Here is a 24,036-nt window from a genome sequence, read left to right as displayed (position 1 = left end):
GGTGTGTCTCTATGGCTGCGGACGGTTTTACACTGCCCCGTATCGATGGGAAACGGGCGTTGAAGCCGGGAACTCATCTAGGGCCTGATCTAATAAAGGTTATTGAAAATACTGCATGATCTGGGTGGTGAGCAAGTAGGGCGCGGCCGTGACCATGGGCAAGAGTGATGCCAGTATCACTTTGCCTGCTGTGGCCCCCTGACGGTTCAGATGCAGGCTGAAAAACAGCCCATATGCAAAGACCAGTGGATAGAGCAGCAGTGTGATGCTGACGTAGTATTGCAACAGCGTCATGGGCAGGGCCCGAAGGCTCTGCGGCAGGCCGAAGTCCACATAGTGGAAGCCCATCATCCAGAACAGCATCTGCACTCCCAAAGGGATATACAGCAGTGCTATCCAAACAGACAAGGGGCGGCGGCTGAGGTTCGTTTCTGGGCGCATTGTTTGTTCTCTTCGTCTCGAAATTGTGCTGAGTGTCACTGATATTATGACTTTTTTTAAGTGAAAGCGGACTTTACTCGCCACGCCTCAGGCCGAGCGTTCCGGCAAAGGATTCACACAAGTGTTTGAAACTGGCAGCCCAGCAGGTAGGATGAGATCACATTTTTCTGGTCCGACCTCGTCGAGGTCACACTCTAGAGTTCAGGGAAAGAGGACAATCATGACGCAACGACACAGGCTGCAAACCCCTTCGGGCGATCGTATCGCCATCGTCGCCGGGCTGCGTACTCCATTTGCGCGGCAAGCGACGGCGTTTCACGGGATCTCGGCACTGCAGATGGGACAGATGGTGGTCAGTGAACTGCTTGCTCGCAGTGAGCTGAACCCAAAATTGGTCGATCAACTTGTGTATGGGCAGGTGATCCAGATGCCCGAGGCCCCGAATATCGCCCGGGAGATCGTCCTGGGAACCGGTATGTCGGTCCATACGGATGCCTACTCGGTGAGCCGGGCCTGTGCCACTTCGTTTCAGTCGGCCGTGAGTGTGGCGGAGTCCATGATGGCCGGTCAGGTTGAGATCGGGATCGCCGGAGGCGCGGATTCCAGCTCGGTGCTGCCCATAGGCGTCAGTAAAAAATTGGGACGGTCCCTGGTGGATCTCACCAAGGCGCGAAGCCTGGGACAACGCCTGTCGATCTTAAAACGGCTGCGACCCGGTGATCTGCTCCCCGTACCCCCTGCGGTGGCGGAGTACTCCACCGGCTTGTCCATGGGACAGACCGCCGAACAGATGGCGAAGAGTCACCAGATCCCACGGCAGGCACAGGATGAACTGGCGATCCGCTCCCATCAAAGGGCTCATCAGAACTGGGAGTCCGGTGTGCTGGCCCAGGAGGTGATGACCTGCCATGTCCCGCCTTATAAAGCCTTTATCGAGCGAGACAACAACGTTCGGGCCGATATGACGGCGGATAAACTGGCCAAGCTTAAGCCTGTGTTTGATAAAAAATATGGCAGTGTAACGGCCGCCAATGCGACCCCGTTGACCGATGGTGCCTCGGCGCTGTTAATGATGCCGGAGTCCAGGGCCAAGGCGATGGGATACGATCCCATCGGTTACATTCGAAGCTACGCCTTTGCCGGCATCGATGTGTGGGAAGACATGCTGATGGGGCCCAGCTATGCCACGCCCAAGGCCCTGGATAGGGCAGGAATGACCCTGGCCGATCTGGATCTGATCGAGATGCATGAAGCCTTTGCCGCGCAGACCCTGGCCAATATTAAGATGTTTGCCAGTCGGCAGTTTGCTCAGGAAAAGCTGGGGCGCAGCGAGGCGATCGGTGAGATCGATATGGACAAGTTTAATGTGATGGGCAGCTCCCTGGCCTACGGCCATCCCTTTGCTGCGACCGGAGGCCGAATGATCACCTCAATGTGTCACGAACTGAAACGGCGGGGTGGCGGGACCGGATTGACCACCGCCTGTGCGGCGGGTGGCCTGGGTGTGGCGATGATCCTGGAGGTGGAGTGATGAGCGAGAAGACATTCAGTTGGGCCAAAGAGGATGGCGGTATCGCGGTGATCACCATGGATCTGCCCGGTGAAAGCATGAATACCCTGCGTGACAGCTTCAATGACGAGGTGATGGAGGTGATCACCGCCATTGGCCAGGATCCTGAGATCCAGGGCGTGGTGCTGCGCTCCGGAAAACCCGACTCCTTTATCGCCGGGGCGGATATCGGCATGCTTGAGGCCTGTGAAACCGCCGACGATGTGACCCGCCTGTCCCTGGCGGGCCACAAGACATTGGCGGCGCTGGCGGCCCTGCCCGTGCCCGTGGTCGCGGCGATCCACGGGCCCTGTCTGGGGGGCGGCTTGGAGGTGGCCCTGGCCTGTGACTATCGAGTCTGCAGTGACAGCGATAAGACGCTGATCGGCCTGCCCGAGTCTCAGCTCGGGATCCTGCCCGGCGGGGGCGGAACCCAAAGGCTGCCTAAGCTGGTGGGAGTGGCCAAAGCGCTGGATCTGATGCTGACCGGGCGTCAACTTCGGCCTAAATCGGCCAAGAAGATGGGTTTGATGGACGAGATGGTGCCCCAAACGGTCTTGATGGATGTCGCCCGGCGGTGGGCCCTGAAGGGGAAGCGCAAAAAGTGGGCACCTCAGCTGGGTGCGGCGGAAAAGGCGCTGGAGCTGACCGGAGTGGGTCGCAAACTGATCTACCAGCAGGCCGCTAAGCAGGTGGAGGCGAAAACCCAGGGTAACTACCCGGCACCCTCAAAGATCATCGAGGCGGTAAAGATAGGTATCGAGCAGGGCAGTGCCCAGGGGTATGCGGCGGAGGCCCGCTTCTTTGGCGAACTGGTGATGACCCCAGAGTCCAAATGTTTGCGTGCCCTGTTTTTTGCTACCACGCAGATGAAAAAAGAGAGCGGTTTCGAGGGGGCCGAGCCCTTACCGGTCAACAAGGTGATGGTGCTGGGGGGAGGCTTGATGGGCGGGGGGATCGCTTCGGTGACCGCACTGAAGGCCAAGTTGCCGGTTCGGATCAAGGACATCAATGAGGCGGGGTTGAGCAGTGCCTTGGCTTACAGCTATAAACAGGTCGCGCGGCGAGTTCAGAAGCGGCAGATCACGGCAGCTCAAAGAGATAAGGCGATGAACCTCCTCTCCACCACGACCCGTTATGATGGGCTGAAGGGGGTGGATCTGGTCGTTGAAGCGGTATTTGAGGATCTGGAGCTGAAGCACCAAATGGTCAAGGAGGTAGAGAACCATTGTGGTGAGCACACCATCTTTGCTTCCAATACCTCATCTTTGCCCATTGAGCAGATCGCCGAGGCGGCGGCTCGACCGGAAAACGTGATTGGACTCCACTACTTTTCACCGGTAGAGCAGATGCCCCTGGTGGAGGTGATCCCTCATAAGGGGACCTCGGCACAAACCATAGCAACGACGGTGGCTTTTGCCCGCCAGCAGGGTAAAACGCCGATCGTGGTTCAGGATGGCGCAGGATTTTACGTCAATCGGATCCTTGCACTGTATGTGAACGAGGCTGCCAGCCTGGTCCTTGAGGGAGAGCCCATTGACGCTTTGGACAGCGCCCTGGTTAAGTTTGGATTTCCTGTTGGCCCCATCGCCTTGTTGGATGAGGTCGGTATTGATGTTGGGGCTAAGATCGCCCCCATCCTCGAGGGGGAACTGGGCGATCGATTTGCCGCACCGTCCGCCTTCGATAAGGTGTTGGCGGACGATCGCAAAGGCAAAAAGAATGGTCGAGGTTTTTATCGCTTCGGTGGCAAGAAAGGAAAAAAATCGGTTGATGAAAGTGTTTATTCCGTCCTGGGGGTGACACCACAACCCCGCTTGAATGCCGAAGAGATGGCCCAGCGCTGCGTTATACAGATGCTTAATGAAGCCGTTCGCTGTCTCGAGGAGGGGATCATTGCCAGCCCAAGGGATGGGGATATTGGTGCCATCTTCGGCATTGGATTCCCGCCATTTCGAGGAGGGCCATTCCGCTATATCGATCAGATGGGGGCTGGCAACTTGCTGGCTAAACTGGAGGAGTGTGAAACCCGCCTGGGTGCGCGTTTCGCACCGGCCGAGCGGCTTAAACAGATGGCTCAAAGCGGGGAAACGTTTTTTGTGCGTTAGGCGGAGGCTGGTTTTTCTGAATGCATAGCTGAGTCTCATAGCCAAGGCGTAATGTCACCAGGTGCGTCAAATTATTGACGAACCTGAGGGCAGTGGAGGCACTGGCAAGACAACAAAATGACGTTTTTTTAGTCGGGACAAAACAAAAAAGAGAGCCACTGGCTCTCTTTTTTGTTTACCCGGCTTGCCTGAAATGGCGGTTGTCAGCCGGTGACGACAAACCTGCTGATCAATGCCACCAGGCCGATGCTTTGATGCTGTGAAGTTGATCCAGGCCTTTGGGAGTGCGGATCTTTTGCCGAGGTGCTTTGATCCCCAATACTGATTTAATGAGCTTAAACATAATGTGACTCCTTACTGGGTGATTTAACTGCTTAGGCTTGCTGCTCGGTGTGCTTGATCCATGGCTTGCCAGCGATCAGCTGCTCGTTGTGCTTGATCCAAGGCTTGTTGGCGACTTGCTGTTCGGAGTGCTTGATCCAAGGCTTGTTGGCGACTTGCTGCTCGGTGTGCTTGATCCAAGGCTTGTTGGCGACGGGCTGCTCGGAGTGCTTGATCCAAGGCTTGTTGGCGATCTGCTGTTCGGAGTGCTTGATCCAAGGCTTGTTGGCGATCAGCTGCTCTGTGTGCTTGATCCAAGGCTTGCCGGCGATCAGCTGTTCGGTGTGCTTGATCCAAGGCTTGTTGGCGACTTGCTGCTCGGAGTGCTTGATCCAAGGCTTGTTGGCGACTTGCTGCTCGGAGTGCTTAATCCAGGGGTAGCGGGCCAGCTGCTGCTCGGAGTGCTTGATCCAGGGGTAGCGGGCCAACTGCTGCTCGGAGTGCTTGATCCAGGGGTAGCGGGCCAGCTGCTGCTCAGTGTGCTTGATCCAGGGGTAGCGGGCCAACTGCTGCTCGGAGTGCTTGATCCAGGGGTAGCGGGCCAGCTGCTGCTCGGAGTGCTTGATCCAGGGGTAGCGGGCCAACTGCTGCTCGGAGTGCTTGATCCAGGGGTAGCGGGCCAGCTGCTGCTCAGTGTGCTTGATCCAGGGGTAGCGGGCCAGCTGCTGCTCGGAGTGCTTGATCCAGGGGTAGCGGGCCAGCTGCTGCTCGGAGTGCTTGATCCAGGGGTAGCGGGCCAGCTGCTGCTCTGCATGTTTGGCAGGAAGCTCGGCGCGCGTCACTTTTACCCAGGGAAGCGATGAATAACGTTTATCGTTATTTAGATGGGAGGTTTTAGTGTGCTGAGAATTATGTTCTTCAAGCCATGCTTGTGTTTTTTGCTCAGTATTTCCCAGTGGGTTATGGCCGACGGATGCGGAAGTGATGGCGGTGAAGGAAATAGCACAGGCAATAGCAATGGTTTTGAGTGTGGTTTTCATGATCGATCCCTGATGACGGAGTAAACAAATAAACTTGTTTAGCCATCAGCAATCGGCGTGCCAATATTATTGGACGGATTTTTGACGTATTTTGGTGTGACTCAATGAGGCATTTTGGATCAGGAGTTCAGTGAACTCTGCTTCCGGAAGGGGTCGGCTGAATAAATACCCTTGCATCATTTCACACTCTATTTCCCTAAGTGTGTTCGCCTGCTCTTGGGTTTCAACACCTTCTGCGACGATAGACAACTCCAGGTTTTTCGCTATGGTCACGATAGAGGCGACCATCATCTTATCAGAGTGAGAGTGGGTCAGGTCGTCGACAAAGGATTTGTCGATTTTCAGGGTATCCAGAGGGAATCTTTTGAGGTAGGAGAGTGAGGAGTAGCCGGTACCAAAGTCATCCAGTGCCAACTTTATCCCCAAGGTTTTGAGTCGCTGCATGACGTCGACCGCCTGATTGGGCTCATCGATCATGGTACCTTCGGTGATCTCCAACTCCAAGCGTGCCGGCGACAGTTGGCTGCGGTCGAGTTGATGTTGAATGCGCTCAGCCAGATCGGGCAGTGCAAACTGCTTCGAGGCCAGGTTTACCGCAATACGGCCTTTGAACAGCCCCTGATGGCACCATTGGTAGGTGGCCCGGCATGCTTTGCTCAGTACCACTTCACCGATGTCGACAATCAGGCCACTCTCTTCGGCCAGGGGGATGAATTCACCTGGGGGGATCAGGCCCCGTTGAGGATGTCGGATCCGCACCAGGGCTTCCGCACCACAGATACTTTCCGTCTCGCTGTCGACTTTTGCCTGGTAATACACCTCGAACCACTCCTGCTCGAGGGCTTGCCGGATCACGGCTTCCATGTCCAGGCGGGACAAGGCCGCCCGATTCAATTGTTCGTTGTAGTATTGGTAGCGTTGACCCCCCTGACTTTTCGCATGGTACATCGCCAGATCCGCCTTGCGGACCAGGGCGGCTCGGCTCTTATCATCTTCCGGGTAGGAGGCGATCCCCAGGCTGCAATTGAGAAGCAACTGTTTGTTGTGGAGGTTGAAGTCGTGCTCGAACGAGTTGAGTAGGATCCGTGCCAGGCGGGAGTTGGCAGACAGAGCCCATTCGCCTTCATACAGTACGGCAAACTCATCCCCCCCCATCCGGTGTAACGTTGCTTCTTTAGGGAGCATGCTCTGCAATCGTTTGGCGATCCGACACAGGAGTTCGTCTCCGATCTCATGGCCCAGGGTATCGTTAACCCGTTTGAAGTTGTCCAGATCCAGTATAAACAGGCTAAATGGCACGTTACCCAGAAGCAGGCGATCAATATTGGCATGCAGGTAAGTGCGGTTGGGAAGGCCGGTCAGGGTGTCATTGTTGGTGAGGCGGCGCAGTTCGGCTTCGGCGGCTTTTCGATGGGTAATGTCGCTGAGGATCCCGACATAGAAGGTGCCGTTTTCAAACTCACCCTGTACCCTGTCCAGGCTGATCTCAACCTGGATCAGCTTGCCGTTGGCCTGACGGTAGTCGATTTCAGCCTTCCATTGACCCTGACTATGGAGTCGGGCCAACAGATCCTGAGTGTACTCTTGTGGGTACTCACTTAGCTGGAATGGCTGGTATTGTACGGCTTCGCGATCAAAGCCGGTGATCTGGCTGAATGCCTTGTTGATCTCAGTGATCTGGCTGTTATCGTCGAGGATAAACATGCCATCGGAGATATTGGCCAGGGCGCTGGCAAACAGGGAGAGGCGAGCTTCGTTGGACTTAATGGTATCTATGTCCTTGATGGTGCCGGTCATCCGGGCGGGATTATCCTCTTCATCCCATTCGACGATTTTTGCTCGGTCCAGGATCCAGACCCAGCGTTGCTGACTCCCCTTAACGCGATAGGTGGCTTCGAAATGGTCGACCTCTCCTTTGAAGCAGGCCATCAGCTGCTCATTGACCCTGGACTGGTCGGCGGGATGAATGTTCTCCCCCTCGGAGCGCCCCTTGGGGCTGGAAAAATCCAGGGTGTCCCAGATATTTGAGCGGTGCATGGTGCCCTCTTTGATATCCCAGTCCCACATCTCATCGCCACTGCCCCAAAGCGCCAGCTTAAGTCGCTCCTCGCTCTGTGCGATCCGGGCGTGGATCTGGCGGCGGCGGCGACTTGCCAGCAAGGAAAGGATCAAGGCGAGGAAAAATAGCAATCCATAGCCGACTTTGGCTTGCGGTGATAACCACCAGGGAGGCGTAATGGTGATATTCAGTCGTGACACGCCGCTGATTATATTTTCCTGGGGGGATACAGCTTTTACCTCGAAGAGATAATCGCCGGGTGGAACATTGGTAAAAGTGGCAACCCTGTGATTTTTTTCTGCGGTTAACCAGTCGTCGGAAAAGCCGACAAGTCTAAAGGCATATTCCACCAGGCTATGGTTGCTTCCGGTAATACTGGAAAAGGAAAGTGAAAAAGGGTAGTCACTATAATTTAATGTGATTTCCTTAAGATTGTGAGCCGCTAAACCAGCATTTTCTGGGTTGCGGAACTCTTTGTTAAACACTTTGACTGAAGTAATAATTGGGCTGAATTGATAGCGCTTGTTCATCAAAGCTGGAATATCAACTTGGGTGATGCCATTGTTTCCACCAAAGTAGACATATTTGCCAAGAGACAGTGCGGAGAGGGCATTGAATTCTGATTGAGCTATCTGCTCTAAGCCAACAATTTCGAGCAGTTCCAGAGAATTTTTATCTAGGATCAGGATCCCTTTGTTGGTGGTAAACAAAAGATAGCCCTTGTGCTCGACCGAGGCGTAGACAGCCATATTTTCAAGGGGAGAGGTGGCAAATAGGTTGATGGTTTCCCCTTTTTTGTTCAGTACATAGAGCCCGCCGCTGGCCGTGCCGACAATTAGGCCAGAGGGAGAGGGCTGCAGCACCACAGGGATCTGCTGTTTCAGTAAGATTTGCTTTAGGCTCCAGTGCATCCCCTGTTTCCGGTAGATGTGAAGCCCGGTTTGGGCTGCGACATAGAGGTCTTGCTCTTGCTGGTAAACGGCAAAGATGGGCTCATTAAGCTGGGGGCTCAGGCTTACCGGTTCGACTTGAAGTGTTGCATTGAGCCGGAACAGGCCTTGGGCAAAGGTGCCAGCCCAGGTTGCTTCTCCCGAGCGTGACAGGTGGGTGAAGATATGGCTATCGTTAAGATATGTCGGCCCTGAGCCGTCATCGCCAAGCAGTACCAGGCCACTGCCCCCACCGATCAGCATGCCTGAATCAGTGGATAATAAGGATTTGGGTCCTGGCATCGAGGCGCTGGTGAGGCCGTCTAGTGCCATGGAGTCTGAGAGCCGGGCAAGCTGAGGGGCGTTGTTACTCAGCCATAACTCTCCTCCGTGGGCTGCCAGTGACCAAGTCTGGTTGCCACCATCCAGTATACCTTGGTACCCAAAGGTGCGTGCCTTGGCCAGGTAGTGGGAGAGGCGTATCACACTACTATTGCCCGATGCTGCCCAAAGGTTGCCGCTTGGGTCCTGGGTGAGTCGTGAGGTGTGGCGATGGTAGATGCGATGAAGCCTCTGGACCTGATCTCCTTGCGCCAGGGTCAGTTTGTCTATCCCATCCCGGCTGGCAACAAAATAGTCGTTGCGAGTCGCATCGTACAACACGTGGTTGATTGCCCCCTCTTGCAGCAGGGTATGAAACTGCCCCTGTTTATCTTGTAGGTAGAGCCCGGTACTGGATGCCAGTAGCCAGTCTTGACCTGGCGTAATGAGCGCGCTGCTGATCATGCCCAGAGTAGTGGGTAGAGAGGATAGACTCAGGGTGTTGAGGTCGAACAGGTAGCTTTGGCCATTATAGGCCGACAGCAGTAACTGATGGTCTTTTTGGCCCACCACTTTATAACCACTGGGCCCCAGTGAATCGATGGGCAACCTGGCTACGACTCCGGTTCGATCAATGATATAGATGCACTCCGGGCCTGCGGCAAATAGCTGGTTGCCGTTACGGTAGGCTCCCCAGAGAGTCTGAGCGCGATCAAACAGGGATTGGAAGGTGCCCGTATCCGTGCGGTAGCGGAAAATATTACTGCTGCCAACGACCCAAAGCTCTCCATCATCGGTGGCATGAATATCCAGAATGAAGTTGTTACTGAGTCCATGCTTTGGAGCGTCGACGGCTTTGTACTGAACAAACTCGTAGCCATCGAAACGGTTCAGGCCACTGGGCGTGCCAACCCAGAGAAAACCCATGCTGTCGTGTTCAATAGCGGTAATGGTGCCTTCGGAGAGATTCTCTTTAAGACCGAACTGCTGGAATTGATATTGCTGGAGGAGGTATTGCGGCTCGGCGTAGGAGGTACCAATCGAGATCAGCAGTAAAAGCAGCACTGTCCATTGTTTCATTGAGCCGTCCATGTTTCCCTGGCTGATATTGCGGTAACTCTTACCCTGGTGCTGACCTTTTCCAAGGTTTCAGTTAGCTACCGCACCATAATTGGTTTTTAAAAATCGATCAATGCGCTTTGGCCTTTGAATGTGGTGACGTCGGTAATGTGGCGTTCTCCGGTTAAGGGCTCCATCTCTGCATGGGAACTGCCAGAGGAATAGAGCACCAGGCGATCGGGGTCTTTGCTTCGCATTCGTTCCATCATAAAGCGAATAAGGTCAGCCCGGTCGAGGTTTTCTATGTGCGTGGCGATCTGGGCTCGTTGATCAAACTCTGTGTCTTTGTTGCCTATGCTGACCCAACTGCGCTGGGCTTTGGCCTTCAGATTATTTTCCTGCTCCAGGATTTGATGACACAGGGCAGCTTTGGTGTCCGTCCACTGTTGGCTGGAGATCTGCATTAGGGCATAACAAAAGTCGGCGATAAATTGATCGATCGCTTCCAGCAGTTGCAAAGGACCCGCCACCGGACTTTGGATGTAGAAGATGATACCGGGGCAGCGGTTCATCGGTACATAGCTGGTACCCACCATGTAGCCCAATTGCTGCTTGGTACGCAGTTCATTGAAGAAATCGCTGGAAATGGTGTGATTCAGCAAACTGAACAGGGCCATTTTAGCCAATTCATTACGGCGAGATTGGTAATAGACCAGAATCGCACTGTCCTGATGGTTGCTTTCTATTTCCTGCAGGATAGTTCCCTTGTTATGGATACTGACCAACTGGCGTTTCACCTCCCGTCCAGGGTTGGCCACTTGATGGAGCGTGTTTTCGAGATGTTGAGCCAGGCGGTCGGCTTCGGCACGGACCCAGTCTCCATAGATCAGCCCCTCAACATGGACCTCTTGATAGATGGCATTGATGTGTCGATCCAGCTGTTCTAAAGAGACTTGATCCAATTCATCGGCCATCCTGAGTGGATCGTAACTCCGTTTTTGCAGGGTGCTGGTTAGTGCGCTGAACAGACGTGAGACAGGGCGTCCGACCCTGAGGCCGTTCCAGTTTCGCTGTAACTGGCTGCGGATCTCGTTGAAACGTTGCTGACTGAAATTACGCTGGCGTGCATGGTGCAGCAGCATGTCCAGCAGTTTTTCCTGGCCGCCGGTAAAGCCACTCAGGTGCAGGGTCAGGCCCCCTTGGTGGGGATAGATGTTGTAATGCAGTCCCGCGACCTCGGCTTCGTAAGTCAATTCGGCCAGGCTGTCCATGAGAAGGGCTATGTATAGTCGGGTCAGCGCGGCCTTGCGGGCGCTGCTGTGGCAGGCCTCACTGTCGAGCGAGACAAACAGGTGGGCCTTGGGAACCTTAAATTCGTCGTCTTTTTTGTGCCAGAGCGTCAGACCTGGGCTCTGGTAGATGGGCGTCGGGTCCCTGTGGGCACTGGGCTCGTCACGAGGATCCAGCAGCTCGCTAATGTACTCGTTGACGTTGGGTAACGCGAGTTGCGGGCAAGCGGGCTGGTTGAGCCAGGCGGCTTTTCGTTGTGCATCCAGTCGGGTGATCCTGTAGGGGGTGTCATACCACTTTGCCCTGCGATCGCCTTCGCACTCCGGGGCCACTAACATCAGGCGAAGGTTATCCGTATGGAACTGGTCCAGGATGGTTCGGATCAGATCCTGCTCCAGGCCGTCCATGCGGTAGTCACCATAGATGGTGTCTTCAACATCGTAATGCTGCATGTTAATGGTCAGGTGGCTGGCCAGATCCAGTGGTTTTACGGGCTCCTGATAGCGAAAGGCCCGCTCCAGCAGGCGTTGTCGTTCCTGATAGCGCCAGGACTCGATCCCGCTTTGCTTAATCATCTCGATGAACTGAAAGGTCAGTGCCAGGATCCTGTCTTGCTCAGCCAGCCCCTGCTCAGTCAGTTGGTAGCTGATGTTGTAGTCTTTGAAGTTATAACCGTTGATCCCTCCCCCGGCAGACAGTTGGCTGATCAGCCCCTCCTGCTTGAGTACGGACAACAGGCTGCCGGGTCCTTCATGCCCTAGGAGGTATGATATGTAAGTCAGTGGCTTGTGACGATACCAGGCGTCCAGCGAACCCAGTGGAAAAGTGAGTGTCAGCTGGCGGTTCTTTTTCATCGGGACCATCTCAATCTGGATCCCCAGTTCGCTTGGCCGATAGAGCGGGCAGTCGGGCATCGACTTATTCTGTCCCAGATTTGGGATCCGAGAAAAAGATTGGCACACGGAGTCTTGCAGGGCTGCCCAAGGTTCACCCTGAACCAAAACCAGGGTCATCTGGCTGGCACAGTAGCGGCTTTGATAAAATGCCAACAACTCGTCCCGTACCGGCTGCTCTGGGCGATCCGCCAGGGTCTGCTGGTTTCCGACGGAGAACTTGCTGAAGGGGTGGGCCGGATTGACCGTCTCTTTATGGACCTGGTAGAAGCGGCGCATATCATCCTGCAGCTTCATCTTGAACTCGGAGTCCACCGATTGGCGCTCCTTTTCTACCAGGTGGGGATCAAAGAGTGGGGCGGTGAAGAATTGGCAGAAGCGATCGAGTGCCTCGGGAAAGGCACTGGGACGGACATCAAAGTAGTAACTGGTGAATTCGGGGCCGGTCCAGGCGTTATGGGTGCCGCCATGCTGACTGATAAATTGCTGGTACTCACCGGCTGTGGGGTACTTTTCCGTGCCCAGGAACAGCATGTGCTCAAGAAAGTGTGCCATGCCTTCGCGATCATTGGGATCGTCGAAGTGGCCGACGCGAACCGCCAATGCCCCTGCGGCCTTGGTGGCGGCGGGATCATGTACCAATAGAAGCCTCAAACCATTGTCGAGCTCAAGGTATTGGTATTGGCGTGGATCGTTGGGGCTGAGTTTGAGCGCGTGCGCCATGGCCACCTGCGGTCCGAAACGGGCCGTCCTTAATTGTTAAATTTTATATGCTGGTTAGTGTGCGCCCTGTTCGGGCCTCGTGCAATTGCTGGAGTGTTCATCCGACTAAAGACTAGACAGTCTGGGGCTGTTGCCCGATGGGCTGCCGCGCTAAAATCGGACCAACAATGCGGTAACTAAGACAATAGCAGATGGACATATATTTGATGCGGCACGGGGAGGCGGGTTTTGATGCTCCGTCGGACCCGGAGCGTGTACTGACCGAACTGGGGGGAAGCCAGAGTCGGGCCATGGCAGAGCACTTTCTGTCCGATTGGCAGCGACTCGACCTGGTTTTGGTCAGTCCCTATGTGCGTGCCCAGCAAACCTGGGAACAGGTGCAGGGGCAGTTGCCTAAGGCTGTGCCGTTTCAGGTGCTGGATGAGTTAGTGCCTGAGGGAGATCCGGCCTTTGCCGCCGATCTGATCAAGGCGACCGCCGATCTGGCAGGGGCGGAGCGTGTGCTTGTCGTGTCGCACATGCCGCTGGCAGGCTATCTGTTGGCCGAGCTGGTACCGGGTCAAAATCCGGTTATGTTTGCCACCTCGTCGGTGGCACGGATCCAGCGTAGCAAGCACCCGGATGGCATGGCACGACTGCTCAGCCATCTCGGACCGCACGATCTTCTGGTGAATTAGTCACCAAACCTTGTTTCTTGTCCAATATCCACCAGGACCAGCAAGGCACCGTTGCCGCCCCACTCCAGGGGGGCCTGGTGGAACGCGATCACGTCCGGATGCTGGCACAGCCAGGCCGGAACTCGCTGTTTTAGGATCCCGGTTCCCAGTCCATGCATCACGCTGGCACAGGCCACTTGCTGGCGCTTACAGGCCTCCAGCAAGGCGATCAGCTCATGCCGGGCTTCGGCCTGGGTCATGCCATGCAGATCCAGCAGCAGCTCAGGGCTGTGATCGCCCCGTCGCAATCTTTTCATCTCATGGGCACTGGCACCGTCACGGGCCCAACGCATGGGGCCTTCGCTGGGGAACACAGGCTGAAAGCTGTCGGAAAAGTAGTGATCGGCCAGCTTTCGTGCCTGCTTGGCGCGGGTCTTATCCGGCGTGGGGATCTCCGGACGGTGACGGATCTGATCCTGTTTTATTGGCTGGATATCACCCATGCTCTGGCGAAACAGGCTGATATCTTCTTCGTGTAGGGGATTGGGCTTTTTCATGGTGACCTATTTTACCTCAATGGGCCGCCAGATGTGACTGGTGGGGGCGATCTCGGGACGACAGGCGAAATCCGGGGGGCCATCGGAACATTTTTGCGCCCCTTAGTGCTCGGATCTGACAGTGAAAAAGCCAGATAATGTGGGATCGCAAGGGATCTGCCGCTACAATGTGCGCCAATTTAGTGTTTAGAAGGCCACCTCGTGGAAAAGATCTTTATTGATGAAGCCGTCAATGAGCTTCACACCATCGACGATATGTTGCGCTGGTGCGTCAGCCGCTTCAATGCCGCCGGGATCTACTACGGACACGGCACCGACAACCCCTGGGATGAAGCGATTGCCCTGGTGATGCATACCCTGCATCTTCCCCTGACCCTGGGGGATCAGGTTCGCACCGCACGCCTGACCTCCAGCGAGAAGCAACGCATCGTTGAGCTGGTGATCCGCCGGGTACGTGAGCGAGTGCCCGTGCCTTACCTGATCAATCATGCCTGGTTTGCTGGCCTGGAGTTTTACGTCGATGAACGTGTCCTGGTGCCACGCAGCCCCTTCGCCGAACTGATCGAAAATGGCTTCCAGCCCTGGCTGGGTGACAAGCCCGTACATCAGGTTCTGGATCTGTGCACCGGCTCTGCCTGTATCGCCATCGCCTGTGCCTATGCCTTCGAAGAGGCCCAGGTGGATGCCGTGGACATCAGTCCCGAGGCGCTGGAAGTGGCGCAGCTGAATATCGAGAACCATGGCCTGTTGGAGCGGGTATACCCCATCGAATCCGATGGTTTTGGTGTGCTCAAGGGGCAGAAGTATGATCTGATCGTCTCCAATCCGCCCTACGTGGATGCGGATGATATGGCGGATCTGCCCGAAGAGTTCCACCATGAACCCGAGTTGGGTCTGGCCTCCGGCCATGATGGCCTGGAGTTGACCCGTCGGATCCTGGCCCAGGCTGCGGATCACCTGACCGAAGGCGGCCTGCTGTTTGTCGAAGTGGGTAACTCCATGGTGGCCCTGGCCGAGCAGTTCCCGAACCTGGCCTTCACCTGGCTGGAGTTCGAACGGGGTGGTCACGGCGTGTTTATGTTAACCCGTGAGCAGCTGGTTGCTGCCGAGGCGGACCTCGCCCCTTACAAATAATCCTCGGGGCGGAACCCCGCCCCGACTCTAAGCCCACCCATTAAAACAAGAACGGCACAGGAGTATCGCCATGGCCGGCAACAGCATTGGAAAGCTTTTTACCGTCACCACCTTTGGTGAGAGTCACGGTGCCGCGCTCGGCGCCATTGTGGATGGCTGTCCCCCGGGACTGGCCCTGTCCGAGGCGGATCTGCAGGGCGATCTGGATCGCCGCCGTCCGGGAACCTCTCGCTACACCACGGCCCGTCGTGAGCCGGATCAGGTGAAGATCCTGTCCGGCGTGTTCGAGGGCAAGACCACGGGCACCAGTATCGGCCTGCTGATTGAGAACACGGATCAGCGCAGCAAGGATTACTCGGCCATTGCCCAGGTGTTTCGTCCGGGCCATGCGGACTACACCTATCACCATAAATATGGCAACCGGGACTATCGGGGCGGCGGGCGCAGCAGTGCGCGGGAAACCGCCATGCGCGTCGCGGCGGGCGCCATTGCCAAGGCGTACCTGGCCCAGCAGTGCGGTATCACCATCCGCGCCTGTGTGAACCAGTTGGGTCCGGTGATCGCCGAACAGTATGACTGGGATCAGGTGGAGCAAAACCCCTTCTTCTTCCCGGATCCGGACAAGCTCGAGGCGTTGGATGAGACCATGCGGGAGCTGAAGAAGGCCGGTGATTCCGTCGGGGCCAAGGTTCGCGTGGTGGCCGAAGGTTTACCTGTGGGGCTGGGCGAGCCAGTGTTTGACCGTCTGGATGCGGAGATCGCCCACAGTCTGATGGGGATCAATGCGGCCAAGGCGGTCTCCATTGGTGATGGCTTTGATGTGGTGACGCAGCGGGGTTCCGAGCATCGTGATGAGATGCATCCGGATGGCTTTGCCAGCAACCACGCCGGCGGGATCCTCGGTGGCCTCAGCTCGGGCCAGCCCCTGGTGGCGGAAGTGGCGTTTAAGCCCACCTCCTCCATTATGGTGCCCGGTCAGAGTATTGATGTGTCCGGTGAGAGCGTGGAGATGGTGACCCGGGGGCGTCATGATCCCTGTGTCGGGATCCGCGCAGTGCCCATCGTCGAAGCCATGGTGGCGATCACCCTGATGGACCACCTGCTGCGCCACAAGGCGCAGTGCGGAGAGGTCCGGGTAGATACCCCCGTCCTGCCGATGCAGGAGTAAGGTGTTGGCTTCATCTGCGTTAACAGGCCGCCAGGGTAAAGCCCTGGCGGCCTGTTATTTTTTCTTCTTTGCGATCCTTGGTTTGCTGGTGCCCTATCTGGGCCCCTATCTGCACGGGCTGGGGTTTGATTCCTTGGCCATTGGCCAGTTGCTGGCCATCCTGTTTGCCACCCGGATCCTGGCCCCCAATCTCTGGGCGGCCCTGGCGGACCACACGGGGCAGCGTGTGCGGGTGATCCGCTTGGGGGCGGCAGCGGCGGCTCTGGCATTCCTGGGCATGTGGGGGCCACCCTCTTTCTTCTATCTGGCCGCGGTGATGGCCCTGTTCACCTTTTTCTGGAACGCCATCCTGGCCCAACTGGAGGTGGTCACTCTGACCTCTCTGCAGGGGCAGACGGAACAGTACGGTACTTTGCGCAGCTTTGGCAGTGTGGGCTATATCCTGTTGGTGGTGGCAGCCGGGGCCTGGTTCGAGCAGCGGGGAGCGGGAGATCTGCCCCTGCTGGGTACAATCCTGTTCTGTGGCCTCGTGCTGGCCACCTGGGCCATTCAAACGCAGGCGAAGAATGAGCCCGCTCAGGCTGAGGCGAAGGCAACCGGCTTCTTGGCGACCCTGCGCCAGCCGGAGGTGTTGCTGTTTTTACTGGCCACTCTGCTGATCCAGGCCAGTCACGGTCCCTTCTATGGGTTTTACGTGCTTTATCTGGTGGGATTGGGGCTGGGAGAAGGCACCGCGGGGGCTTTGGTGGCCCTTGGCGTGGTCGCGGAGATCGGGATCTTCGCCCTGGCGCCTCGTCTGCTTAGACGCTATCACCTGGCTTCACTGATGATCCTGGCCAGCTTGTTGATGGCCCTGCGCTGGGCACTGACGGATCTGGCCGCAGACAACCTGGTCGGTCAGGGCCTCGCCGCCTCGCTGCACGCCTTCAGTTTCGGCCTGACCCACGCCTGTGCCATCGCCTATATCCATAGTCGCTTCTCCGGCCAGGCACAGGGTAAAGCCCAGGCCCTGTACGCCAGCCTGAGCTTCGGCGTGGGGGGCGCCCTGGGGGCCTACCTCAGTGGCGTTTTATGGCAAGATGGTGCCGGTGCGCACCTCGCCTGGTGGGGCGCCGTCGTTGCCGCCCTCCTGGCGGCTTTGGTACTGGGAGTGTTTAAGCGTTGCCATGGTTGAAGCTCATCAGCTGATCACCCTGTTTAATCGTGGCCTGGGACGGCACCATGCGACCTTGCTGCTGCACGGTGGCGAGGAGCCTGTGTATCTTCCGGCCGATCACCATTGTCCCTTCCACAGGATCTACTTTGCCCATGGGTTTGTCGCCAGTGCTCTGCATGAACTGGCTCACTGGTGTCAGGCCGGAGAAGCGCGCCGACAGCAGGTGGATTATGGCTATTGGTATGAGCCCGATGGGCGCACGGCCCAGCAGCAAACGGCGTTTGAAGCCCATGAGGCTCAGCCCCAGGCGATCGAGTGGTACCTGAGCCTGTCCTGTGGTCACCGCTTTGATGTCAGTGCCGACAACCTGATGCTTGAGACTGACAGGCCCGGCTTTCGCCGGGCAGTGCAGGCGGCGGCCCTGGCCTATTGTGAGCGGGGCTGGCCGCCCCGGGCCCAATACCTGGCCCGGGAGTTGGCCGATTATTTTCAATGTTCGTTGCCCTCTGCGGCGGACTTTTCATGGAGTGAAGCGCAGTTGTGTTCAAACTGGGATTGATCATCAACCCCCTGGCCGGGTTGGGAGGCAGTGTCGCCCTAAAGGGATCTGATGGGGTGGCCGAGCAGGCGCTGGCACTGGGTGCTAAGCCCAAATCGGCGCAGCGTACCGCCACGGCGCTGGCGTTATTACGGCCTCTGGCAGAGCGGATCACCCTGTTTAGCGCAGAGGGTGAGATGGGAGGCGAATTGGCGCGAGAGCTGGGATTTGCCGTGCGCACCCTCTGCCCTGTGGCGACGCCAAGCACGGCGCAGGATACCTGCCAACTGGCAGAGGCGCTGCTGGATGAGCAGGTCGATCTGATCCTGTTTGCCGGTGGCGATGGGACCGCCCGGGATCTGTGTTCGGTCTTGACTCGGCGGGGCCAGCGGACGCCGGTGTTGGGGATCCCCGCCGGAGTGAAGATGCACTCCGGTGTCTATGCCATCAGTCCCCGTGCGGCGGGGCTTGTTGCCGCCAAGATGGTTCGGGGAGAGTTGCTCACTGTGGTTGATGGCGAGGTTCGTGATCTCGATGAGGCGGCCTTTCGCCGTGATCAGGTTCTTTCCCGCCACTATGGCGAGATGACGGTGCCGGAGGATCTGCGTTATATCCAGGCGGTCAAGATGGGGGGACAGGAGAGCGAGGCCCTGGTGCTGGACGATATTGGCGCCGAGATGCGGGAGCAGATGACGGCCTTGCATGAGCAAGACGCCCGCTGGCAGTTTGTCATGGGCTCCGGCAGTACGGTGGCGGCGGTGATGAATGAGCTGGGGCTGAGCAATACCCTGTTGGGTGTCGATCTGGTAGGGTACGACGGGGAGGAACCCAAGGTGCTGGGGCAGGATCTGACGGCCGGGGAACTGCTTGAGCGACTGCAAGGGGTCCCCACCAAGCTGGTGATCAGCCTGATCGGCGGGCAGGGGCACCTGTTTGGCCGGGGCAATCAGCAGCTGAGCCCGGCGGTGATCCAGGCCATCGGCCAGGACAACATTATGATCCTGGCCAGTAAGACAAAACTGGAGGCCTTGGCGGGCCGGCCCATGCTGGCGGATACCGGTGATGTGGCGCTGGATCGTGCCCTGTCGGGTTATTACCGGATCATTACCGGCTACCGGGATGCCGTGTTGTATCCCCTGGCTGAACCATCAACACAGGAAAAAGAAGTATGTTAGAACGATGGGATGAGATCTGTCATCAATGGGTGGCACAGCTGCTGGAGAACGGCAGTGATGATGACGTATTTGCCAGCGGGTATTTGCAAGGACACTTTGCCGTGGCCCTGGCCCAACTGGAGCAGGAGAGTCACTGCCCCGAGTGGACCCGGCTGGAGCAGGTGGTGACGGAACAACTGGAAGGGGCTCGCAGTGAGCTGGCCCCGGCGGATCATCTGCTGATCCAACAGGCCTGGCGCCAGTTGGCCGAGCGCCTGATCGCCTGAAGGGCGGATCGCGGATAAGTCGGCCTCCTTTTAGGAGGCCGTTTTTTTGGGTGTGAAGCCCGTGAGGGGCTACTGAGACCGGTTACAGCAGTTTCAGTTTGCCCCGTGCCGCGGCCAGATCCGGGTACCCCTTTTGCGCCAGCAGGGAGGCAAGTTCCTGGTGGATGCGGCTGAAGCAGTCGCTGCCTTCCTGTTCGAACCCGGCGGCCATCTGCACCGCAGTGGCACCACACAGCAGGTATTCAAAGGCATCGGTGCCGGTGCGGATCCCGCCGACCCCAAGGATATCGATGTCGCTGCGCAGTCGCTCCCTCAGGGCACGCACATTGGCCAGGCCGACGGGTTTGACGTAATCGCCGCACAAGCCGCCAAATCCGCCTTTGGGCTTGATCACCGGGGACTCGGTCACAGGATCGATCACCAGGGTGTTACCGATGGAGTTGATGGTGGTGACGAAGCGCACCGGGTAGTCGTTAAGGATCGAGGCGATCAGATCGAAATGGGCGAAGTCGAAATAGGGTGGCAGCTTGATGCCGATGGGCTTATCCCCCAGGGCGCATAGGGCTTCCAGGCTGGTTCGGGTCTGCTCGAAGTCATAGCCGAGCTGGGGCTTGCCGACGATGTTGGGACAGGAGAAGTTGATCTCGAGCAGATCCGCTTCGCTGTTCATAAAGGCCTCAACCATGGTGTGGTTGTCACCCAGGCAGAAACCGGAGATGCTGACGATCACCGGCTTGTAGTGTTGCTTAAGCCGAGGTAGGAGTTCCAGGTAGGCTTCATAGCCCAGGTTGGGCAGGCCCATGGACTGGATCGCCCCCAGGGGGAGCGCCCGGTAGCGGGGCTCAGGATTGCCCTCGCGCGGGGCCAGGGTGCAGGACTTGGTGACGATGGCGGCACTGTCACTCTGGCCCAGGGTATGCAGCTCCGACTCCGTGGTGCACAGGGGGCCGGAAGCGTTCATCAAAAAGCCGTTGAGCGGCAGCCCGGCAAGCTGGCACTTCAGGCTGACAGGGGTAGGGGACATAAGGGGACTCCGTGTGTAGGGCACAAACGGGGCATCAATCTACGCCGTTCGGCGACAGGGAACTTTGATCTTGACCCCATTCGTTGACTCGGGAAAGGCCTTTACTGCGCTTGTGTCATTTCTGCGGCGGGATACGGGATCCCGCCACCTGTGACTCTATCCACGAGATCCGGCCCGTCGACGGGCCTTGGTCAGTTTGCGACGCGCGAAGCGTCCCGGTGCCAGGGCGTTTTGATCCCTCAGGCTTAAAGGGCGGGGCTCATGACACAATTGACTGGCCAACAATTCGGCGCAGAGGGCCGCGCTGCACAGCCCCCTAGAGCCGAGGCCGCTCAGCAGGTGCAGGCCAGGGTAGGTTGGCAGCTGGTCGGGATCGTCAGTTGATTCGAGAGCTTTACTCCTGGGGACTGGGCCCACCAGAGGCAGGTGATCTCGTACGGCGGCCCGCACTGCCGCCCGGCTTTGGGTTGGCCACTCCTGTGGCTCGCCCATCAACTCCGGGACCCAGCTCAGGGTGCCAAAGCTGCGCTTCATGCGCTGATCGATCTCCTGCTCATCCGCCTGGCGCAGATCACTTTCCCCATCACCTCGACCGAAGCTGGCGCCACAGGTTAATCGGCCGTCGTGCTGTGGCACCAGGTAGCCATCGGCGCACAGTACGGTTTTCAGTTCGCCAGTCTGAGGGCCGGCCTTGGGATAGCGGATCTGGCCCCGTACCGGGCTCAGGGGCAGCTCGGCGGTTTGTGCCAGCGTCATGCTTTGGGCCCCCATGGCGAGGATCACGGTCGTCGCCGAGTATTGGCCGGCATCGAAGTCCAGTTGCCACTGCTCTTGCTGCCGCGTCAAGGCGGTGAGACGGTGCTGGTAGTGGCTCGTCAGCAGGCCTGTCTTTTCCGCCTGGGCCAGGGCGGCGAGGGTCAATTGCCGGGGGCACAGCCAGCCGCCCAGGGGGTAGTAGACTCCGGCCCGATCCAGCGGCAAGTCGGCGATCTCGCTGGCCTGTCGGGCGCTGACGCCATGCACCAGCTCCAGTGGGAGATCGGCCTTGCCGAGTTTGGCCAGTTTACTCCGGCTGCGTTCATCCACCGGCAACTGCAGTACGCCGCACAGCTCATGGGCGATGGGGTGCTGGTGGTTAAGCTGAAGCAGTTGCTGGCGGGCCAGGGGAAAGGCCTGCTGGTAGAAGCGCGCCAAGCCGTCGTTGGCCAGATTAAGCAGAGGATAGAGGGCGCCCTGGCGATTGCCCGAGGCGCCCTGGGCGGGCTTGGGATCGGCACAGAAAAGGGTGACCGGGATCCCGCGGCGACACAGGGCCAGTGCCGTGCAGGCCGCCGCGATCCCCGCGCCGATCAGGGTGACGGCCTGGGGGAGGGGATCGCAGTCTGGCTTAGGATGGTTTGCCCCGGCAGCAAGTGCACCGTAGATCATCTCTCGTTTACCACTGAATCCTTTTGCTTTTTTCACCTCGTAGCCAGCAGCCAGAAGCCCTCGGCGGACATCGCTGGCGGCGGTGAAGGTGGCAAAGGTCCCTCCAGGTTTGGCTAGGCGAACCATGTGCTGGTAGAGCGCCGGTTGCCACATCTGGGGGTTTTTACTGGGGGTAAATCCATCGAGGAACCAGGCATCGACGACGCCATGGGGGCCCTCATCCAGTTCGGGCAGGGTGTCCAGCACATCGCCGAACCAGAGATCCAGCACCAGGGCACCCTCTTCCAGCACCAGGCGGTGGCAGCCGGCGATGGCGGGCGGGTAGTGCTCTCTGAGCTGCCTGGCCAGATCGGCAAACTCTGGCCATTGGCGATGGGCCCGGCTCAGATCGGTTTCACTCAGAGGGTATTTTTCGAAGCTGACAAAGTGCAGACGGCGGCAGGGCGCATCCGGGTATTCGGCCCGAAAGCGCTTGAAGTGATGCCAGAGAACGAATAGGTTCAGTCCTGTCCCGAAGCCGGTCTCCGCCACCGTAAAGTGCGCTGCCGAATGGTGTCGCCATCGTCTCGGCAGGTCGTTATGGTGCAAAAAGACGTATTCGGATTCGGCGGCACCATTGACCTTGGAGAAATAGAAGTCGCTGAATTCGCTCGACAGGGGGGCGGCAGGATCGGACCAGTCAATGCTGGCGTGGGTCAGTTGGCTCACAATTGCACTCAAAATTCATAACTTAGAGTTTATTCTACCGCCAATCCGGGAAAGCCGACCAGTTTGGCGTGTGCTTCGCGCTACCATAGCGGCGGTTGAATTAGGTCTAAACATAGGACGAACAGATGAAAAGAGCGGTCATTACCGGGATCGGGGTGATCTCGAGTATCGGTAACAACGCCGAAGAGGTCACTGCGGCCCTGCGTGCAGGCAAAAGTGGCATCAACTACTCCGAGCAGTTTGAAGAGATGGGGCTGCGTAGCCGTGTCTGGGGTGATCTGAAGATCAATCCCGCCGAGCACATCGACCGCAAGGTGATGCGCTTTATGGGCGATGCCGCTGCCTATGCCTACCTGGCAATGGAGCAGGCGATTGCTGATTCCGGTCTGACAGAAGACCAGGTAAGCAATGAGCGTACCGGGATCATTGCGGGTTGTGGGGGGGCTTCTTCCCTGAACCAGGTGCAGGCAGCGGATACCCTGCGTACCAAGGGCGTGCGTCGCATTGGCCCCTACCTGGTGCCGCGGATCATGTCTTCCACCGCCTCTGCGTGTCTGGCGACTCCGTTTAAGATCAAAGGGGTGAACTACTCCATCAGCTCCGCGTGTGCCACCAGTGCCCACTGTATCGGTAACGCCGTTGAGCAGATCCAGCTGGGTAAGCAGGACGTGGTCTTCGCCGGGGGTTCCGAGGAGCTGCACTGGACCCTGGCCATGGGCTTTGATGGCATGGGCGCCCTGTCCACCAAGTACAATGATGATCCCACCAAGGCTTCCCGCACCTATGACGCCGATCGTGATGGTTTCGTGATCTCCGGTGGTGGCGGCATGGTCGTGGTAGAAGAGCTGGAGCATGCCCTGGCGCGTGGTGCCAAGATCTACGCCGAGATCGTGGGTTATGGTGCCAACTCTGATGGCTACGACATGGTGGCTCCTTCAGGTGAAGGTGCGGTTCGCTGCATGAAGCAGGCGTTGGAACAGGCTAAGGCCGCCGGTGCCGGTGAGGTGGAATACCTCAACACCCATGGTACTTCCACGCCGGTGGGTGATACCCGTGAGTTGGGTGCCATCCGTGATACCTTTGGTGACAATGCGCCGCTGATCAGCGCCACCAAGGCGATGACGGGTCACGCCCTGGGTGCCGCAGGGGTCCATGAGGCGATCTACAGCCTGTTGATGATGGAGCACGGTTTCGTGGCGCCAAGCATCAACGTGGACAACCTGGATCCCGATGCCGAGGGGATGCCCATCGTCACCGAGTGTCAGGAGAAAGAGCTGAGCACTGTGATGAGCAACAGCTTTGGCTTCGGTGGCACCAACGCTGCCCTGATCTTCAGCAAGCTTAAATAAGTCTTTGTCTGTTGTTAAGAACCCGCCTTGATGGCGGGTTCTTTGGTTTTACGCTGGATCTCCCCTTGGGGAGATAGGTTGCCTTGAAGGACACAGAGGAGGATCCCCCTTCGTGCCGGGTGGCTTTGGTGCCTATGAGTCTGT

The 24,036-nt window shown here is 57.8% G+C and carries 17 protein-coding genes; 10 read left to right on the top strand and 7 right to left on the bottom strand.

Translation table 11 applies throughout. From position 1 onward, the window contains the following. Positions 1-99: 99 nt before the first annotated feature. Positions 100-441 carry a hypothetical protein gene (locus tag AC2D8U_RS01270; RefSeq protein ID WP_484617221.1) on the bottom strand — a complete coding sequence of 114 codons (342 nt, stop codon included), beginning with the start codon at positions 439-441 and terminating at the stop codon, positions 100-102. A 220-nt stretch (positions 442-661) separates the two neighbouring features. On the opposite strand from AC2D8U_RS01270, the gene fadI reads away from it, so the two are divergent. Both fadI and fadJ read left to right on the top strand, forming a co-directional pair. Beyond that, positions 662-1,972, top strand: coding sequence for an acetyl-CoA C-acyltransferase FadI (gene fadI, locus AC2D8U_RS01265; RefSeq protein ID WP_484617220.1), 1,311 nt, complete (start codon positions 662-664; stop codon positions 1,970-1,972). Then, positions 1,972-4,098, top strand: a complete 2,127-nt coding sequence (fadJ, locus tag AC2D8U_RS01260; RefSeq protein ID WP_484617219.1) for a fatty acid oxidation complex subunit alpha FadJ — start codon at positions 1,972-1,974, stop codon at positions 4,096-4,098. Before fadI ends, fadJ begins: the two co-directional genes overlap by 1 nt. Before the next feature lie 374 nt (positions 4,099-4,472). On the opposite strand, the gene AC2D8U_RS01255 is transcribed toward fadJ, so the two are convergent. The 3 genes from AC2D8U_RS01255 to AC2D8U_RS01245 all read right to left on the bottom strand — a co-directional run bounded on the left by AC2D8U_RS01255 (position 4,473) and on the right by AC2D8U_RS01245 (position 12,739). Then, a complete protein-coding gene (locus AC2D8U_RS01255; RefSeq protein WP_484617218.1) occupies positions 4,473-5,459 on the bottom strand; it encodes a hypothetical protein in 987 nt (328 codons plus the stop codon). Between the two features lie 66 nt (positions 5,460-5,525). After that, positions 5,526-9,848 carry an EAL domain-containing protein gene (locus tag AC2D8U_RS01250; RefSeq protein WP_484617217.1) on the bottom strand — a complete coding sequence of 1,441 codons (4,323 nt, stop codon included), beginning with the start codon at positions 9,846-9,848 and terminating at the stop codon, positions 5,526-5,528. Positions 9,849-9,946: 98 nt separating this feature from the next. Beyond that, positions 9,947-12,739, bottom strand: a complete 2,793-nt coding sequence (locus tag AC2D8U_RS01245; protein ID WP_484617216.1) for an insulinase family protein — start codon at positions 12,737-12,739, stop codon at positions 9,947-9,949. Positions 12,740-12,924: 185 nt separating this feature from the next. Here AC2D8U_RS01245 and sixA point away from each other — a divergent pair, with 185 nt between their 5' ends. Further along, positions 12,925-13,410 (top strand): phosphohistidine phosphatase SixA, encoded by a 486-nt coding sequence (sixA, locus tag AC2D8U_RS01240; RefSeq protein ID WP_484617215.1) that lies wholly within the window; start codon positions 12,925-12,927, stop codon positions 13,408-13,410. On the opposite strand, the gene smrB is transcribed toward sixA, so the two are convergent. Beyond that, complete coding sequence (smrB, locus tag AC2D8U_RS01235; protein ID WP_484617214.1) at positions 13,407-13,946, bottom strand: endonuclease SmrB; 540 nt, start codon at positions 13,944-13,946, stop codon at positions 13,407-13,409. The genes sixA and smrB overlap by 4 nt on opposite strands. Positions 13,947-14,147: 201 nt before the next feature. Here smrB and prmB point away from each other — a divergent pair, with 201 nt between their 5' ends. The 6 genes from prmB (at position 14,148) to AC2D8U_RS01205 (ending at position 19,383) form a co-directional block, all read left to right on the top strand. Continuing rightward, the gene (gene prmB, locus AC2D8U_RS01230) at positions 14,148-15,080 is read left to right on the top strand and encodes a 50S ribosomal protein L3 N(5)-glutamine methyltransferase (RefSeq protein WP_484617213.1); all 933 of its coding nucleotides are present in this window, start codon (positions 14,148-14,150) and stop codon (positions 15,078-15,080) included. 70 nt (positions 15,081-15,150) lie between these two features. Beyond that, a complete protein-coding gene (aroC, locus tag AC2D8U_RS01225) occupies positions 15,151-16,248 on the top strand; it encodes a chorismate synthase (RefSeq protein ID WP_484617212.1) in 1,098 nt (365 codons plus the stop codon). Between the two features lies 1 nt (position 16,249). Next, positions 16,250-17,422, top strand: coding sequence for an MFS transporter (locus tag AC2D8U_RS01220; RefSeq protein WP_484617211.1), 1,173 nt, complete (start codon positions 16,250-16,252; stop codon positions 17,420-17,422). Further along, positions 17,415-17,963, top strand: a complete 549-nt coding sequence (locus AC2D8U_RS01215; RefSeq protein WP_484617210.1) for an elongation factor P hydroxylase — start codon at positions 17,415-17,417, stop codon at positions 17,961-17,963. The genes AC2D8U_RS01220 and AC2D8U_RS01215 overlap by 8 nt, the downstream gene beginning before the upstream one ends. Next, positions 17,945-19,117, top strand: coding sequence for an ATP-NAD kinase family protein (locus tag AC2D8U_RS01210; protein WP_484617209.1), 1,173 nt, complete (start codon positions 17,945-17,947; stop codon positions 19,115-19,117). Before AC2D8U_RS01215 ends, AC2D8U_RS01210 begins: the two co-directional genes overlap by 19 nt. Continuing rightward, a complete protein-coding gene (locus AC2D8U_RS01205) occupies positions 19,111-19,383 on the top strand; it encodes a YfcL family protein (protein WP_484617208.1) in 273 nt (90 codons plus the stop codon). The genes AC2D8U_RS01210 and AC2D8U_RS01205 overlap by 7 nt, the downstream gene beginning before the upstream one ends. Before the next feature lie 82 nt (positions 19,384-19,465). Here the strand turns inward: AC2D8U_RS01205 and AC2D8U_RS01200 are convergent, their stop codons facing one another. Next, positions 19,466-20,407 carry a dihydroorotate oxidase gene (locus AC2D8U_RS01200; protein ID WP_484617207.1) on the bottom strand — a complete coding sequence of 314 codons (942 nt, stop codon included), beginning with the start codon at positions 20,405-20,407 and terminating at the stop codon, positions 19,466-19,468. Positions 20,408-20,563: 156 nt separating this feature from the next. Further along, positions 20,564-22,543, bottom strand: a complete 1,980-nt coding sequence (gene mnmC / locus AC2D8U_RS01195; RefSeq protein WP_484617206.1) for a bifunctional tRNA (5-methylaminomethyl-2-thiouridine)(34)-methyltransferase MnmC2/FAD-dependent 5-carboxymethylaminomethyl-2-thiouridine(34) oxidoreductase MnmC1 — start codon at positions 22,541-22,543, stop codon at positions 20,564-20,566. Between the two features lie 125 nt (positions 22,544-22,668). Here mnmC and fabB point away from each other — a divergent pair, with 125 nt between their 5' ends. Further along, a complete protein-coding gene (fabB, locus tag AC2D8U_RS01190; protein ID WP_484617205.1) occupies positions 22,669-23,892 on the top strand; it encodes a beta-ketoacyl-ACP synthase I in 1,224 nt (407 codons plus the stop codon). Positions 23,893-24,036 lie beyond the last annotated feature (144 nt).

This window comes from Ferrimonas sp. YIN67 (assembly GCF_057219095.1).
Note: the sequence above shows the minus strand (reverse complement) of the source record. Positions and strands in the feature narration are given on the sequence as shown.

Coding starts and splice junctions, on each gene's coding strand:
- AC2D8U_RS01270 (WP_484617221.1), bottom strand. CDS start 441: ATGCGCCCAGAAACGAACCTCAGCCGCCGCCCCTTGTCTGTTTGGATA.
- fadI (WP_484617220.1), top strand. CDS start 662: ATGACGCAACGACACAGGCTGCAAACCCCTTCGGGCGATCGTATCGCC.
- fadJ (WP_484617219.1), top strand. CDS start 1,972: ATGAGCGAGAAGACATTCAGTTGGGCCAAAGAGGATGGCGGTATCGCG.
- AC2D8U_RS01255 (WP_484617218.1), bottom strand. CDS start 5,459: ATGAAAACCACACTCAAAACCATTGCTATTGCCTGTGCTATTTCCTTC.
- AC2D8U_RS01250 (WP_484617217.1), bottom strand. CDS start 9,848: ATGAAACAATGGACAGTGCTGCTTTTACTGCTGATCTCGATTGGTACC.
- sixA (WP_484617215.1), top strand. CDS start 12,925: ATGGACATATATTTGATGCGGCACGGGGAGGCGGGTTTTGATGCTCCG.
- smrB (WP_484617214.1), bottom strand. CDS start 13,946: ATGAAAAAGCCCAATCCCCTACACGAAGAAGATATCAGCCTGTTTCGC.
- aroC (WP_484617212.1), top strand. CDS start 15,151: ATGGCCGGCAACAGCATTGGAAAGCTTTTTACCGTCACCACCTTTGGT.
- AC2D8U_RS01215 (WP_484617210.1), top strand. CDS start 17,415: ATGGTTGAAGCTCATCAGCTGATCACCCTGTTTAATCGTGGCCTGGGA.
- AC2D8U_RS01205 (WP_484617208.1), top strand. CDS start 19,111: ATGTTAGAACGATGGGATGAGATCTGTCATCAATGGGTGGCACAGCTG.
- AC2D8U_RS01200 (WP_484617207.1), bottom strand. CDS start 20,407: ATGTCCCCTACCCCTGTCAGCCTGAAGTGCCAGCTTGCCGGGCTGCCG.
- fabB (WP_484617205.1), top strand. CDS start 22,669: ATGAAAAGAGCGGTCATTACCGGGATCGGGGTGATCTCGAGTATCGGT.